The 13,414-nt window shown below is 65.0% G+C and carries 13 protein-coding genes; 10 read left to right on the top strand and 3 right to left on the bottom strand.

What is annotated here, in order from left to right; genetic code table 11:
• Window positions 1–41 precede the first annotated feature (41 nt).
• The 3 genes from ACOXXX_RS19425 (at window position 42) to ACOXXX_RS19415 (ending at window position 1,894) form a co-directional block, all read left to right on the top strand.
• Window positions 42–644 carry a LysE/ArgO family amino acid transporter gene (locus ACOXXX_RS19425; RefSeq protein ID WP_422828282.1) on the top strand — a complete coding sequence of 201 codons (603 nt, stop codon included), beginning with the start codon at window positions 42–44 and terminating at the stop codon, window positions 642–644.
• 40 nt (window positions 645–684) lie between these two features.
• Window positions 685–1,587, top strand: a complete 903-nt coding sequence (locus ACOXXX_RS19420) for a DMT family transporter (protein WP_422828281.1) — start codon at window positions 685–687, stop codon at window positions 1,585–1,587.
• Window positions 1,588–1,696: 109 nt separating this feature from the next.
• Window positions 1,697–1,894 (top strand): hypothetical protein, encoded by a 198-nt coding sequence (locus tag ACOXXX_RS19415; RefSeq protein ID WP_422828280.1) that lies wholly within the window; start codon window positions 1,697–1,699, stop codon window positions 1,892–1,894.
• 48 nt (window positions 1,895–1,942) lie between these two features.
• Here ACOXXX_RS19415 and ACOXXX_RS19410 read toward each other — a convergent pair whose 3' ends face one another.
• Entirely contained in the window at window positions 1,943–2,719 is a 777-nt protein-coding gene (locus ACOXXX_RS19410; protein WP_422828279.1) for a methyltransferase domain-containing protein, read from the bottom strand.
• 123 nt (window positions 2,720–2,842) lie between these two features.
• Between ACOXXX_RS19410 and betI the strand changes: the two genes are divergently transcribed.
• The 6 genes from betI to ACOXXX_RS19380 all read left to right on the top strand — a co-directional run bounded on the left by betI (window position 2,843) and on the right by ACOXXX_RS19380 (window position 10,303).
• Window positions 2,843–3,418 (top strand): choline-binding transcriptional repressor BetI, encoded by a 576-nt coding sequence (gene betI / locus ACOXXX_RS19405; RefSeq protein WP_422828278.1) that lies wholly within the window; start codon window positions 2,843–2,845, stop codon window positions 3,416–3,418.
• A complete protein-coding gene (betC, locus tag ACOXXX_RS19400) occupies window positions 3,415–4,920 on the top strand; it encodes a choline-sulfatase (protein WP_422828277.1) in 1,506 nt (501 codons plus the stop codon). The genes betI and betC overlap by 4 nt, the downstream gene beginning before the upstream one ends.
• Window positions 4,921–5,038: 118 nt before the next feature.
• Window positions 5,039–6,223 carry a BCCT family transporter gene (locus ACOXXX_RS19395; RefSeq protein WP_422828276.1) on the top strand — a complete coding sequence of 395 codons (1,185 nt, stop codon included), beginning with the start codon at window positions 5,039–5,041 and terminating at the stop codon, window positions 6,221–6,223.
• Window positions 6,224–6,295: 72 nt separating this feature from the next.
• The gene (gene betB / locus ACOXXX_RS19390) at window positions 6,296–7,753 is read left to right on the top strand and encodes a betaine-aldehyde dehydrogenase (protein WP_422828275.1); all 1,458 of its coding nucleotides are present in this window, start codon (window positions 6,296–6,298) and stop codon (window positions 7,751–7,753) included.
• Between the two features lie 198 nt (window positions 7,754–7,951).
• Window positions 7,952–9,592 (top strand): choline dehydrogenase, encoded by a 1,641-nt coding sequence (gene betA, locus ACOXXX_RS19385; protein ID WP_422828274.1) that lies wholly within the window; start codon window positions 7,952–7,954, stop codon window positions 9,590–9,592.
• A 54-nt stretch (window positions 9,593–9,646) separates the two neighbouring features.
• Complete coding sequence (locus ACOXXX_RS19380) at window positions 9,647–10,303, top strand: thermonuclease family protein (protein ID WP_422828273.1); 657 nt, start codon at window positions 9,647–9,649, stop codon at window positions 10,301–10,303.
• On the opposite strand, the gene ACOXXX_RS19375 is transcribed toward ACOXXX_RS19380, so the two are convergent.
• Entirely contained in the window at window positions 10,300–10,830 is a 531-nt protein-coding gene (locus ACOXXX_RS19375; RefSeq protein ID WP_422828272.1) for a glutathione peroxidase, read from the bottom strand. The genes ACOXXX_RS19380 and ACOXXX_RS19375 overlap by 4 nt on opposite strands.
• Before the next feature lie 112 nt (window positions 10,831–10,942).
• Here ACOXXX_RS19375 and ACOXXX_RS19370 point away from each other — a divergent pair, with 112 nt between their 5' ends.
• Complete coding sequence (locus ACOXXX_RS19370) at window positions 10,943–11,212, top strand: DksA/TraR family C4-type zinc finger protein (protein WP_422828271.1); 270 nt, start codon at window positions 10,943–10,945, stop codon at window positions 11,210–11,212.
• 304 nt (window positions 11,213–11,516) lie between these two features.
• Here ACOXXX_RS19370 and ACOXXX_RS19365 read toward each other — a convergent pair whose 3' ends face one another.
• Window positions 11,517–13,331 (bottom strand): M3 family oligoendopeptidase, encoded by a 1,815-nt coding sequence (locus ACOXXX_RS19365; protein ID WP_422828270.1) that lies wholly within the window; start codon window positions 13,329–13,331, stop codon window positions 11,517–11,519.
• Between the last annotated feature and the right edge of the window lie 83 nt (window positions 13,332–13,414).

Genomic DNA, 13,414 nt, shown 5'->3' with positions numbered 1-13,414 from the left:
CGCGGGCGGGGGCACGGGCCCCGGCAGGAACGGAGCGGGACGTGGATCCAGAGGCGCTGTTGGCAGGCTTTGGCCTGGGGTTTTCGCTGATCCTCGCCATCGGGGCGCAGAACGCGTTTGTCCTTCGGCAGGGGCTGGCGCGGAGCCATGTCTTCGCCGTCTGCCTGACCTGCGCCGTGTCCGACGCCATCCTGATCGCCGCCGGGGTCGCGGGGTTCGGGGCGCTGACCCAGGCGGTGCCGGGGCTGGAATGGGGCATGCGGCTTTTCGGGGCGGCGTTCCTTATCTGGTATGGCGCGCGGTCCTTGCTGGCCGCCTGGCGCGGGGGCGAAAGCCTGCGCGCGGGGGCGGGCGCGCAAAGCCTGTCGCGGGCGCTCGCGACCTGCCTCGCGCTCACCTGGCTTAACCCGCATGTCTACCTCGACACGGTGGTGCTGCTGGGGGCGGTGTCGGCGCAATATGCCGACCGGCTGGCCTTTGCCCTGGGCGCGATGACCGCATCCTTCGTGTTCTTCTTTGGCCTGGGCTACGGCGCGCGGCTGCTGGCGCCGGTCTTTGCCCGCCCCGGCGCGTGGCGGGTGCTGGAAACCGGCGTCGGGCTGGTGATGTGGGCCATCGCCGCGTCGCTGCTGCTGGGCGGCTGAGCCGCTTGCAAACCGCGCCGCCCGGGTGTTCAAGGGTCGGATGAGCGCAGCGCAACAGCGGCCCGTCGTGGGCATCCTGTGGATGGTGGTGACGGGGCTGTGCTTTGTCGCAGTCACCGCACTTGTCAAGGTGCTGGACGGCCGGGTGCCCGCGGCCGAAGGCGCGTTCCTGCGCTACCTGCTGGGGCTGGTGTTCCTGCTGCCGGTCGCCCGGACGCTGCTGGCCACGCGGCTGAGCGCGCGGCAATGGCGGCTTTTCGGGCTGCGCGGGCTGGTGCATACGGCGGGCGTGACGCTGTGGTTCTTTGCCATGTCGCGCATCCCCATCGCCGAAGTCACGGCGATGAACTACCTCACGCCGGTCTATGTCACGATCCTTGCGGTCTTCGTGCTGGGCGAAAAGCTCGCCCTGCGGCGCATCCTGGCCATCGTGGCCGCGCTGGCCGGTGCGCTCTTGATCCTGCGGCCGGGCTTTCGCGCGCTCGACCCAGGGCATGTGGCGATGCTGGGCACGGCGCTCCTGTTCTCGGGCTCCTACCTTCTGGCCAAGATCCTGTCGGGCGAGGTCAGCGCCACTGTGGTCGTGGCGCTTTTGTCGGTGACGGTGACGATCGGGCTGGCGCCGCTGGCGGCGCTTGACTGGGTGACGCCCACGATGTTCGAACTGGCCGTCCTGTTCGGCGTCGCCTGCTTTGCCACCGCGGGACACTACACCATGACGCTGGCCTTTGCCGCCGCGCCGGTGTCGGTCACCCAGCCGGTGACGTTTCTGCAACTGGTCTGGTCGGTGCTGCTGGGCGTGGTGTTCTTTGCCGAGCCGGCGGACCCGTGGGTGATCGCGGGCGGCACGGTCATCCTGCTGGCGATCAGCTTTATCACCTGGCGCGAACAGCAGCTGAAGCGTCAGGCGATCACCCCGCCGGTTCCCGCGACAAAGACCTGATTTCGGCCCTTATTGTTGCGCTGACCGAAAAATTCCCTGCGGTCGGCATATTTCCGCCCTACTCGTAAACGCAAATGTCCTTACAGACACTATCTGTATGGAGAGTAAGATGTTTGCCGACAACACATTGACCGAGAATTTCGACGAGATCACCGCCTTCCTGCTGAGCGAGCGCAGCAAGGTGCTGTCCGAAGCGGAATGGAAGTTCCGGATGCGCGGCTACGGCTACAACCTGCGCCGGACCGACGGCGGGGTCGAAATCGCGCGCCTGCCGCAGAACCGGGTTCTGGGCACGCTGGCGGTCTGATCCGCGCGTTGCCGAAGCTGTCGCCCGCCAATCGCTGACCACCGCGTGTCAGATCTTGCGCGCAGCGATCACTACGTGCGTCAGCGAGAAAAAGAACGCGCCTGCCTGGGCCAGCGCCTTCTGTTCGGCGCTCCAGGCCCTGGCCTCGTCCTCGGGCATCAGGCCCTTGTCGAGGGCAAAGCGTTCCATCAGGATGATCATCATCCCGGCGAGACCATCCGGGCGCAGTTCGGTATCGAGGATCGTGTGGGGCGTGACCGCCTCGATCTCGAACCCCAGCGCGCGCAGGATTGGCGGCAAGAGCGCCGGAACGTTGCGGTGCACGAAATGCGCGTCCCAGGCAGCGATCATCCGCGCCATCCGGTCCGGATCGGCACTGTGCCAGGCAAGACTGTCGAAATGCATGTCCCCGACCACCAGCCGCCCGCCGGGGCGCAGCGCGCGATGTGCGGCGGCGCAGGCCTCTTTCAGGTCCTCGATGTATTCGAAAACCTGCACCGACACCGCCTTGTCGGCGCTGCCCGCGTCGACCGGCAGGTCATGGGCGACCCCTTCGCGAATGCTGACCCAAGGCAGGTCAGCGCAGCGTGCGACGGCAAGATCGCGCATCTGGTCGCTGGGGTCGATGCCGATGATACGCCCCGCGTCCCCCACCGCCAGCGCCATTTCCCGGGTCAACAGCCCGTTGCCGCAGCCGATGTCGAGGATCGTGTCGCCCCCCGCCGGGCGCAGCGCGTCAAAGCTGGCGCGGCGTCGCGCGGTCACGTCCGACCCGGCATAGGCGCGCTCAAGCAGGGCGGCGGTTTCGGCGTCGAATTGCAGCATGACTTCACCTTTCCTCGAACAATCCGCGAAAAGGTTAACACAGGAACGCCCCACCAGGATTGGTTTTTTCTTGATTGACTGATCAGTCAATTAACCGCATACTGCTGGGGACAGGAGATGCGGATGCCCAGAGTTGGAATGGAACCGGCCCGTCGCGCGGCCTTGGTCGAAGCTACGATCGGCGAAATCGGGGAGGCGGGGACGCTTGATGTGACCGTGGGCCAGATCGCGCGCCGTGCCGGCATGTCCAGCGCGCTTGCGCATCACTATTTCGGCGGAAAGTCGGACATCTTCCTGGCCGCGATGCGGCATATCCTGACGGAATATTCTGCCGAGGTGCGCGCCGCGCTCAGGCGCACCACGGTGCCCGAGGCACGGTTGCGCGCGCTGATCGCCGCGAATTTCGCACAGAGCTTTTTCGCGCCCGCGACCGTTGCGGCCTGGCTCAATTTCTACGTTCTGGCGCAGCGCGACGACCAGGCGGCGCGGCTCTTGCGGATCTACAAGAGGCGGCTGCGATCGAACCTGATCGCGGCGCTGCGGCTGCATGTGGCCGATCCCGCGCCGGTCGCGGATACGCTGGGCGCGCTGATCGACGGGATGTACCTGCGCGCGGCGCTGGACGGGCGGCCACTTGGCGCCGATGCGGTGGAACAGGTGATGGACTGCGCCGAGGCGCTGATAGGGGGGCGGGAATGAGCGGCAATATCCTGATCATCATGGTGGATCAGCTGAACGGGACCCTGTTCCCCGACGGCCCGGCGGACTGGCTGCATGCGCCCAACCTCAAGCGGCTGGCGGCGCGTTCGACGCGGTTCCGCAACGCCTATACCGCCTCGCCGCTGTGCGCGCCGGGACGGGCGGCGTTCATGTCGGGGCAGTTGCCCAGCACAACGGGCGTCTATGACAATGCCGCCGAATTCACGTCCTCCATCCCAACCTATGCGCATCATCTGCGCCGGGCGGGGTATTACACCTGCCTTTCCGGCAAGATGCATTTCGTCGGCCCCGATCAGCTCCACGGGTTCGAGGACCGGCTGACCACCGACATCTATCCGGCGGATTTCGGCTGGACGCCCGATTACCGCAAACCCGGAGAGCGCATCGACTGGTGGTATCACAACATGGGGTCGGTGACCGGCGCGGGCGTGGCCGAGACCAGCAACCAGATGGAATACGACGACGAGGTCGCGTTCCTGGCGCAGCAGAAGCTTTACGATCTGGCGCGGGGCGGCGACGACCGGCCCTGGTGCCTGACGGTCAGCTTTACCCATCCGCACGATCCTTACGTGGCGCGGCGCAAGTACTGGGATCTCTACGAGGAGTGCGAACATCTGATGCCGCAGGTCGCCGCAATGGATTACGACGACCACGACCCGCATTCCAAGCGCATCTTCGATGCCAACGATTGGCGGTCCTTCGATATCACCGAAGAGCATATCACACGCGCCCGCCGCGCCTATTTCGCCAATATTTCGTATCTCGACGACAAGGTGGGCGAGATCCTTGATGTGCTGGAGCGCACCCGGCAGGAGGCGACGATCCTGTTCGTGAGCGATCACGGCGACATGCTGGGCGAACGCGGCCTGTGGTTCAAGATGTCGTTCTTTGACGGGTCGGCCCGCGTGCCGATCATGATCAGCGCGCCGCAAATGGAACCGGGCCGGGTGGACGCGCCGGTCAGCAACATCGACATATGCCCGACCCTGTGCGACCTTGCTGGCGTCAGCATGGCCGAGGTCATGCCCTGGACCGTCGGCGAAAGCCTTGTGCCGCTTGGGCAGGGCAAGACACGCCAAAGCCCGGTCGCGATGGAATACGCGGCAGAGGCGTCCTATTCGCCGCTGATCTGCCTGCGCGAGGGGCGCTGGAAATACACTAACTGCGCGCTGGACCCCGAACAGCTGTTCGACATGCAGGCCGATCCACAGGAACTGACCGACCTCGCGGGCGACCCGGCCCATGCCGCCACGCTGGAACGGTTCCGCGTCATGGCGGCGGCGCGCTGGGACCTCGAGGCGTTCGATGCGGATGTGCGGCAAAGCCAGGCCCGCCGCTGGGTTGTCTACGAGGCGTTGCGCCAGGGCGGATACTACCCTTGGGACTACCAGCCGCTGCAAAAGGCGTCAGAGCGGTACATGCGCAACCACATGGATCTGAACGTGCTGGAAGAAAGGAAACGGTTCCCGAGAGGAGAGTGACCCGAGCGGGCGTGACGCGCCGTCCGGCAATCCGCGGCGCAAGACCGCGACGCACCGCAAAGACCAAAACCAGCCCCGCGGGGCCGGATGCAAAAACGATAAAAACGGGGAAACAAACATGACATACCTGATTTCATTCGGGATTCTGCTGGCCTTCGGGCTGGTGATCTTTGTGACGATCAAATGGTGGAACCTGCGGCTGATCGGGCCGGACCCGGTGCCGCTGTTCGTTTTTGTGGCGATCCTCTTCACGTCCGGGCTGGATGTGGGGCTGATCATGTTCCCGCTGGCCTTCGACTACCCGCTTTATGCCGATACCGAAACGAACCCGGCCTACGCCTTCACCAACCCGCTGGCTTTGGAATTCGGCTTTTGGGGGTTCCTGATCTGGGCCTTCTATTTCCTGACCGCGTTCTATTTCTGCGCGATCGAACCACGGGTGAAGTTCTTTGAAAAGCCGCTGGTGCGGCTGGTCAACAACATCGTCATCATCACCACCTGCGCCTTTACCGGTTCGCTGTTCCTGATCTATCTGCCGTATTACCTGCCCAGCATCGGCGACGGGGAAACGGTGGTTGCGACCTTCTATGTCATCGTCTTCGCGGTGATCCTCGCGGCCTCCTACAGCTCGACGGACATCAAGTTCGTCAAGGTGCTGTCGGTGGGGTCGACCGTTCTGTTCCTCGCGCTGATCGCGGGGCTCTGGATCTACGCGGGCATGTCCTTGGGGGAATTCGGCACCACAGTGAGCCATATCGGCGGCTATTTCGCCAATATCCACCGCTTCGTGCTGCCGCTGACCGACTACCACGAATTCTATCTTTTCTGGTGGTTCGCCTGGTCGGTGATGATCGGGCAATTCACCTCGCGCTTCGTGGGCGGGATGAAGACCCAGCACATGCTGGCGGCGCTGATGGTCATTCCCTCGATCCCGCTCGGGATCTGGTTCGCGGTGCTGTATTACTACTATGAAAACAGCATCTCGACCGATGGGCTGATCAACTGGGCGATGGTGATCGTCGGCACGACCTTCGTCATCAACTCGCTCGATAGCCTGATCCGGCTGTACACCGACAACCTGAACTTGACGACCGAGCGCTTTGGCAAGTGGCCCTATATCGCGGGCAACACCGCCGTTCTGTTCAGCCTGACGCTGCTGTTCAAGGGGCAGTGGCTGCAGATCGAATGGATCGGCGGTATCGTCATCGCGCTGTACGTGGGTGTGCTGGTCTGGATCGCCATGCGCCACCGCGGCGTCATGCAGGATGTCGAAGGCACGTACAAGAAGCCCGTCCTCGACTGAGAGAGGGCGGCGGCCCCGGCCCAAGGGTCGGGACGCAAAGAATGACCGAAAAGACAAAGCAAGGAGGGCCAGATGGCCTATGACACGCAACCCCAGGGTAGCCATTTCATCGACGGCACCTATGTCGAGGATGCAGAGGGCGACCTGATCGAGGTGGTCTATCCCGCCACCGATGAGGTGATCGCCAAGGTCCATGCCGCAACCCCCGCGGTGATCGAGAAAGCCATCACATCCGCACGGCGTGCGCAGGCCGGTTGGGCCGCGATGTCGGGCCGCGAACGCGGGCGTATCCTGACCCGCGCGGCGGCGATCATGCGCGAGCGCAACCACGACCTGTCGGTTCTGGAAACCTGGGACACGGGCAAGCCCTATCAGGAAACCAGCGTCGCGGATGCCACCAGCGGATCGGATGCGCTCGAGTATTTCGGCGGGCTGGCGGCGTCGCTGACCGGCGAGCATATCCAGCTGGGCGAGGACTGGGTCTATACCCGCCGCGAACCGCTGGGCCTGTGCGTGGGGATCGGGGCGTGGAACTATCCCACGCAGATCGCCTGCTGGAAGGGCGCGCCGGCGCTGGCCTGCGGCAATGCGATGATCTTCAAACCGTCCGAAACCACGCCGCTGTCGGCGCTCAAGGTGGCCGAGATCCTGCACGAGGCGGGGTTGCCCGCCGGTGTCTACAACGTGGTGCAGGGCATGGGGGCCGTGGGGGGCGCGCTGGTGAGCGATGCCCGCGTCGACAAGGTGTCGCTGACCGGATCGGTGCCCACGGGCCGCAAGGTTTACGCGACCGCCGCCGATGGCCTGAAACACGTAACCATGGAATTGGGCGGCAAGTCGCCGCTGGTCATCTTTGACGATGCCGACCTCGAGGACGCGGTGGGCGGTGCGATCATGGCAAATTTCTATTCCTCGGGCCAGGTCTGCAGCAACGGCACGCGGGTCTTCGTGCAGAACGGCATCCGCGAGGCGTTCGTCAACCGCCTGGCCGAGCGGCTGGGCAATGCGGTGATCGGTGATCCGATGGATCCCGAGACGAGCTTTGGCCCGCTGGTGTCGGCCCGGCAGATGGAGATCGTGCAGGGCTACATCGCCAAGGGGGTGGAGGAAGGCGCGCGGCTGGTCTGCGGCGGCGATCGGCTGGACAAACCCGGCTTCTGGCTGACGCCTGCGATCTTTGACGGTGTGACCGACGATATGACCATCGCCCGGGAAGAGATCTTTGGCCCGGTCCTGTCGGTGCTGGATTTCGACGACGAGGACGAGGTGATTGCCCGGGCCAACGACACGCCCTTCGGCCTGTCCGCCGGGGTGTTCACGCAGAACCTCGCGCGCGGCCACCGGGTGATTGCGCAGTTGCAGGCCGGGTCGTGTTTCATCAACTCCTACAACGACGCGCCGGTTGAAGCGCCCTTTGGCGGCATGAAGATGTCCGGCGTGGGCCGGGAGAATTCGAAAGAGGCGATCGCGCATTATTCGCAGGTCAAGAGCGTCTATGTGCGCATGGGCAAGATGGAGGCGCCGTTCTAAGGCGCATCTCCTCCGCCCTGTCGGGCGTCCTCGACACCGGGGACGTGAAGATTTTGCCGAGAAGCGGTTCAGGGAAACGTCTGCCCTGAAAGCGCCTCGGCCAGTTTGAAGAGGCCCACCGCCGGAGCCTCAGGGGCGCTTTCCGCGCCGCCTGCAGTGCTCCTTGATGTTATGGTGATGCGCCGGAAGTGAGGGAAGATGGACGCGGACTATGTGATCGTGGGTGCCGGGTCGGCGGGCTGCGCCATGGCCTACCGGCTGGCCGAGGCGGGCAAGGATGTGCTGGTGATCGAACACGGCGGCTGGGACGGCGGGCCGTTCATCCAGATGCCGGGTGCGCTCAGCTATCCGATGAACATGAAGATGTACGACTGGGGCTACGAGAGCGAGCCCGAGCCACATCTGGGCGGGCGGCGCCTGGCCTGTCCGCGTGGCAAGGTGCTGGGCGGATCGTCTTCGATCAATGGCATGGTCTATGTGCGCGGCCATGCGATGGATTTCGACCATTGGCGCGATCAGGGGGCCGATGGCTGGGGCTATGCGGATGTGCTGCCCTATTTCAAGCGCATGGAGCATTGGCACGGCGGTCGCTCAGACGTGCGCGGCACCGACGGCCCGCTGCACATCAGCCGCGGCAAGCGCGACAACCCGCTGGTTCAGGCCTTTGTGCAGGCCGGGGTGCAGGCGGGCTACGAGGCGACCGACGACTACAACGGCCTCAAGCAGGAAGGCTTCGGCCCGATGGAGGCGACGATCTGGAAGGGCCGCCGCTGGTCCGCCGCCAACGCCTATCTGCGGCCCGCGCAGAAGCTGGGCGCGCGCGTCACCCGCGCGCTGGCCCGCCGCGTGGTGATCAAGGAGGGGCGCGCCACCGGGGTCGAGGTCAGCCGGGGCGGCCGGACCGAGGTGATCGGCGCCCGCGCCGAGGTGATCCTCGCGGCCTCCTCTCTCAACTCGCCGAAACTGCTGATGCTGTCGGGGATCGGACCCGCCGCGCATCTGGCCGAACACGGCATCCCGGTGGTGGCGGACCGCCCCGGCGTCGGGCAGAACCTTCAGGACCACCTGGAGTTGTATATCCAGATGGCCGCGACCCAGCCGGTGAGCCTGTTCAAATACTGGAACCTTTTGGGCAAGGCTTACGTGGGCGCGCGCTGGCTGTTTCGCGGCGACGGGCCGGGGGCGTCGAACCAGTTCGAAAGCTGCGCCTTCATCCGCTCGCAGACCGGGGTGGAATACCCCGACATCCAGTATCATTTCCTGCCGCTCGCGGTGCGCTACGATGGCAAGGTCGCCGCCGAGGGCCACGGCTTTCAGGCCCATGTCGGCCCGATGCGCTCGCCGTCGCGGGGTGAGGTCACGCTGCGTTCGGCCCGGCCCGAGGACGATCCGCGCATCTTCTTCAACTACATGAGCACCGAGGAAGACTGGCAGGATTTTCGCCGCTGCATCCGGCTCACCCGCGAAATCTTTGGGCAGGAGGCTTTTGCGCCCTATCGCGGCCACGAGATCCAGCCGGGTCAGGACGTGCAGTCGGATGAGGCCTTGGACGACTTTATCCGCGAACACGCCGAAAGCGCCTACCATCCCTGCGGCACCTGCAAGATGGGGCGGGCCGACGATCCGATGGCTGTTGTCGATCCGGAGGCGCGGGTGATCGGGGTCGACGGGTTGCGCGTCGCGGACAGTTCGGTCTTTCCGCGCATCACCAATGGCAACCTCAACGGGCCGTCCATCATGGTGGGGGAAAAGGCCGCCGATCACGTTCTGGGCCGGTCGCTGCCGCCCGCGAATGATGCGCCCTGGATACACCCCGACTGGATGACCGCGCAGCGTTAAGCATCGGCGCAGTTGCCGGTTGAAATCACCGCTGCCCGCGGTGATGTTCGCGGCATGTTAAGGATTTGTTTACTTTTTGGTCTGCTCTGTCTGGGCACGGCCGCGGCGGCGGGCCCGGACGGCGTCTTGCGGGTGATCGACGGCGATACGTTTGATGTTGGCGGCACCCGGGTACGGTTGCACGCCATCGACGCGCCCGAGACCGACCAGCTTTGCGGCGGCCAGGGCGCGCCCGCCTGGGAATGCGGTGCCTGGGTCCGGCGCGAGGTGCGCGCGCGGTTCGACGGGCAGTTCGCCACCTGCGAGACGCGCGACATCGACCGCTATGACCGGATCGTGGCGATCTGTCATATCGCCGGGCGCGATATCGGCGAAATGCTGGTGTCGGACGGGCTGGCCTTTGCCTACCGCCAATACGGCTGGGACTATGATCTGCAGGAAAAGGCGGCGGCGGTGGCGGGTCGGGGTCTGCATGCCACCGGTGTCACCTCACCCGCGGCCTTCCGCCGGATCGGCCGCAAGGCGGCGGTGCAGGAGGCGCCCACGGGATGCACCATCAAGGGCAACATCAGCCGCGACGGCAAGCGTATCTACCACATGCCGGGGCAGAACTGGTACGACAAGACGCGCATCGATCCGACGAAGGGCGAACGCTGGTTCTGCTCTGAGGCCGATGCCCGGCAGGCCGGCTGGCGCAAGGCGCGACGCTAGCCGCGGGCGCCCAGCATTTTCTCGATCGGGCCAGTGATGGGCGGCGATTGCGGGCGGGTGGTGGAGCCGAAGGTCGCCTTCACGTTGCCATCGGGGCCGATCAGCACCTTGTTGAAATTCCAGCTTGGCGCAAAACCCGCAGTGTCCGCCACCCACCGATAGAACGGATGCGCCTCCGCTCCGCGCACATGAGTGATGTCGGTCATCGGCAAGGTCAGGCCGAAATTGACCTCGCAGAACTCCTTGACGTCCTCGGCCGACGACAGCTCCTGCCGGAAATCATCCGATGGCACGGCAAGCACGATCAGCCCCTGATCCTTGTACTGGTCATAAAGCGCCTGCAGCCCGTCGTACTGCGGTGTGAATCCGCAGCGCGAGGCGGTGTTGACCACCAGCACCGGCTTGCCAGCCCAATCGGCGCTGTCGATCGTTCCGCCGTCGATGCTGTCGAAGGTGAACCGCTCCAGCGCCTGCGCGGGCAGGGCGGCAAGGCAGGTCAGGGCAAGGGCGAACAGGGTACGGGTCATGGCGCAAATCTCCTTGGCCTGTAAGGTAGCGCGGTGCGCGGGGTTTCAAGGATATCGATGGGGCTGGATCGCGCGGCGCCGCGCGCCTATCTTTGGTGCAGGAGGAAGGCTCATGGCAGGCGGATGGTCCCGCGACGGCGCGGTGAACGAACAGATCGAGGCGTCGATTCAGGACGAACTGGCGCGGCTCAAGGCCCGGCGCACGCCACAGGGCGAAAGCGCCGAGTTCTGCGTCGATTGCGAAGAGCCGATCCCTGAAAAACGCCGCCAGGCCCTTCCGGGGGTAAAGCTCTGCATTGACTGCCAGCAGGAGCGGGACGGCACATTCAAGGCGCGCGGCGGGATCAACCGGCGCGGATCGAAGGATTCGCAGTTGAAGTGAGGGGCCGAGGCGCTTTGGCTATGTTGACCTCGCAAGTGCTGCGAGGGTCGGCTTCTCGGTCCCCCCCACCGGCGTGCCGGGGTCCCCGCGCCCCCCCGGGGGGGGGGGGCGGCGCGCCCACGGCAGCTGCCAAGGGCGGCCTTGATTCCGTGCCGGGTCCAAAGAACGAACGTTAGCTCCGTCCTCACAGGGCAACTCGGTCCCGCTTATCTAATCGCATCCGTACGATAATGGGCCTGAGTTTTCGCCAATCTCAGGCTGTCTGCCCCCCGATGACAAGCCGAAGGGCCAGGCGGCGAGTTTCTCACCCCTCCATAGCCTCCAGCTCGTCGATGAAGCCAGAGATCATCGACAACCCCTTGTCCCAGAACTTGGGGTCCGACGCGTCGAGGCCGAAGGGCGCCAGCAAAGCCTTGTGGTGCTTGGACCCACCCGCCTTCAGCATGTCGAAGTATTTCTCCTGAAAGCCTTCGGGCTGTTCCTGGTAGGCGGCGTAGAGCGCGTTGACCAACCCGTCGCCAAAGGCATAGGCGTAGACGTAGAAGGGCGAATGCACGAAGTGTGGGATATAGGCCCAGAAGGTCTCGTATCCCGGCATGAACTCAAACGCGTCGCCCAGGGATTCCGCCTGCACGGACATCCAGAGCGCGTTGATGTCGTCGGGCGTCAGTTCGCCCCCGCGGCGCGCGGCGTGTAGCTTGCATTCGAAATCGTAGAACGCGATCTGGCGCACGACGGTGTTGATCATATCCTCGACCTTGCCCGCCAGCAGCACCTTGCGCTCGGCATCGGTGGCGGCGTTGTCGAGCATCCGGCGGAAGGTCAGCATTTCACCGAAAACGGACGCAGTTTCGGCCAGCGTCAGGGGTGTCGATGACAGCATCTCGCCTTGCCCCGCCGCCAGCACCTGGTGCACGCCGTGGCCAAGTTCGTGCGCCAGCGTCATCACGTCGCGCGGTTTGCCCAGATAGTTGAGCATCACGTAAGGGTGCACGTCCGTCACCGTCGGGTGCGCGAAGGCCCCCGGCGCCTTGCCGGGCTTCACCGCCGCATCGATCCAGCCGCGGTCAAAGAACGGCTCTGCGATCTCGGCCATGCGGGGGTCGAATTCGGCATAGGCATTCATCACCGTGGCGCGGGCATCGTCCCAGGTCACGGTCTTGGGGTCTTCCAAAGGCAACGGCGCGTTGCGGTCCCAGACCTGCATGACGTCCAGCCCCAGCCACTTGCGCTTGAGGTTGTAATACCGGTGCGACAGCTTGGGGTAGGCGGCAACCACCGCGTCGCGCAGCGCCTCGACCACCTCCGGCTCCACGTCGTTGGAAAGGTGCCGCCCGGTCTGCGCGGTCGGCATGCCGCGCCAGCGGTCCATGATCTCCTTTTCCTTCGTCGCCGTGTTGTGCACACGCGCAAAGGTGCGGATGTTCTGGCCGAAGACGCGCGCCAGTTCCTCGGCGGCGGCCTGGCGTTTCGACCGGTCGGTGTCGGTCAGCAGATTCAGCGTGCCCTCGATCGTCAGCGCCTCGCCGTCGACATCGAACTCCAGGCCGGCGATGGTCTCGTCGAACAGACGTTCCCATGCGTCGCCGACAACACCCAGGTCGTGCAGGAACCGCTCAAGCTCGTCCGACAGCTGATAAGGCTTCATCGCGCGGATGCGGTCGAAGGCGGGCTTGTAGCGCGCCAGATCGTCATTCGCGGCGAAATGACCGTCCAGAACGCTGTCGTCCAGCCGGTTCAGCTCCAGCGTGAAAAACACCAGCGGTGTGGTGTAGGTGGTGATCTTTTCCTGCGTGTCCGACAGGAACTTGGTGCGCGCCGCATCGGTCGTCAGCTGGTAATAGCGCAGACCCGCGAAGGACATGATGCGCCCGGCGATATTCTCGATCTTCTCGTGCCGGTGCACGGCGTCCAGGAACCCGGCGGCATCCAGATCCCCCAGCTTGCCCTCGTAGTCGGCCGCGAACGATGCGCAGGCCTGTTCGAGCCAGTCCAGATCCCGCTTGAGCTCGGGCGCGTCGGGTGCCGCGTAAAGGTCCGACAGGTCCCATTCCGGCAAATCACCCAGGTTCTTTCCCCCGGCAGAGGCGTTGGCGTCGAAAAGCGGGCGGATGGGCATGGAACTCTCCTCAATCTGTTGCACCAGAGGTAGGATGCGGCGCGCGGCGGCTCAACCCCGAAAGCGGTCCGTCCTTCTCTGGT

The sequence above is a fragment of the Thalassococcus sp. BH17M4-6 genome (assembly GCF_049323015.1).
Taxonomy (GTDB): Bacteria; Pseudomonadota; Alphaproteobacteria; order Rhodobacterales; family Rhodobacteraceae; genus Puniceibacterium.
Note: the sequence above shows the minus strand (reverse complement) of the source record. Positions and strands in the feature narration are given on the sequence as shown.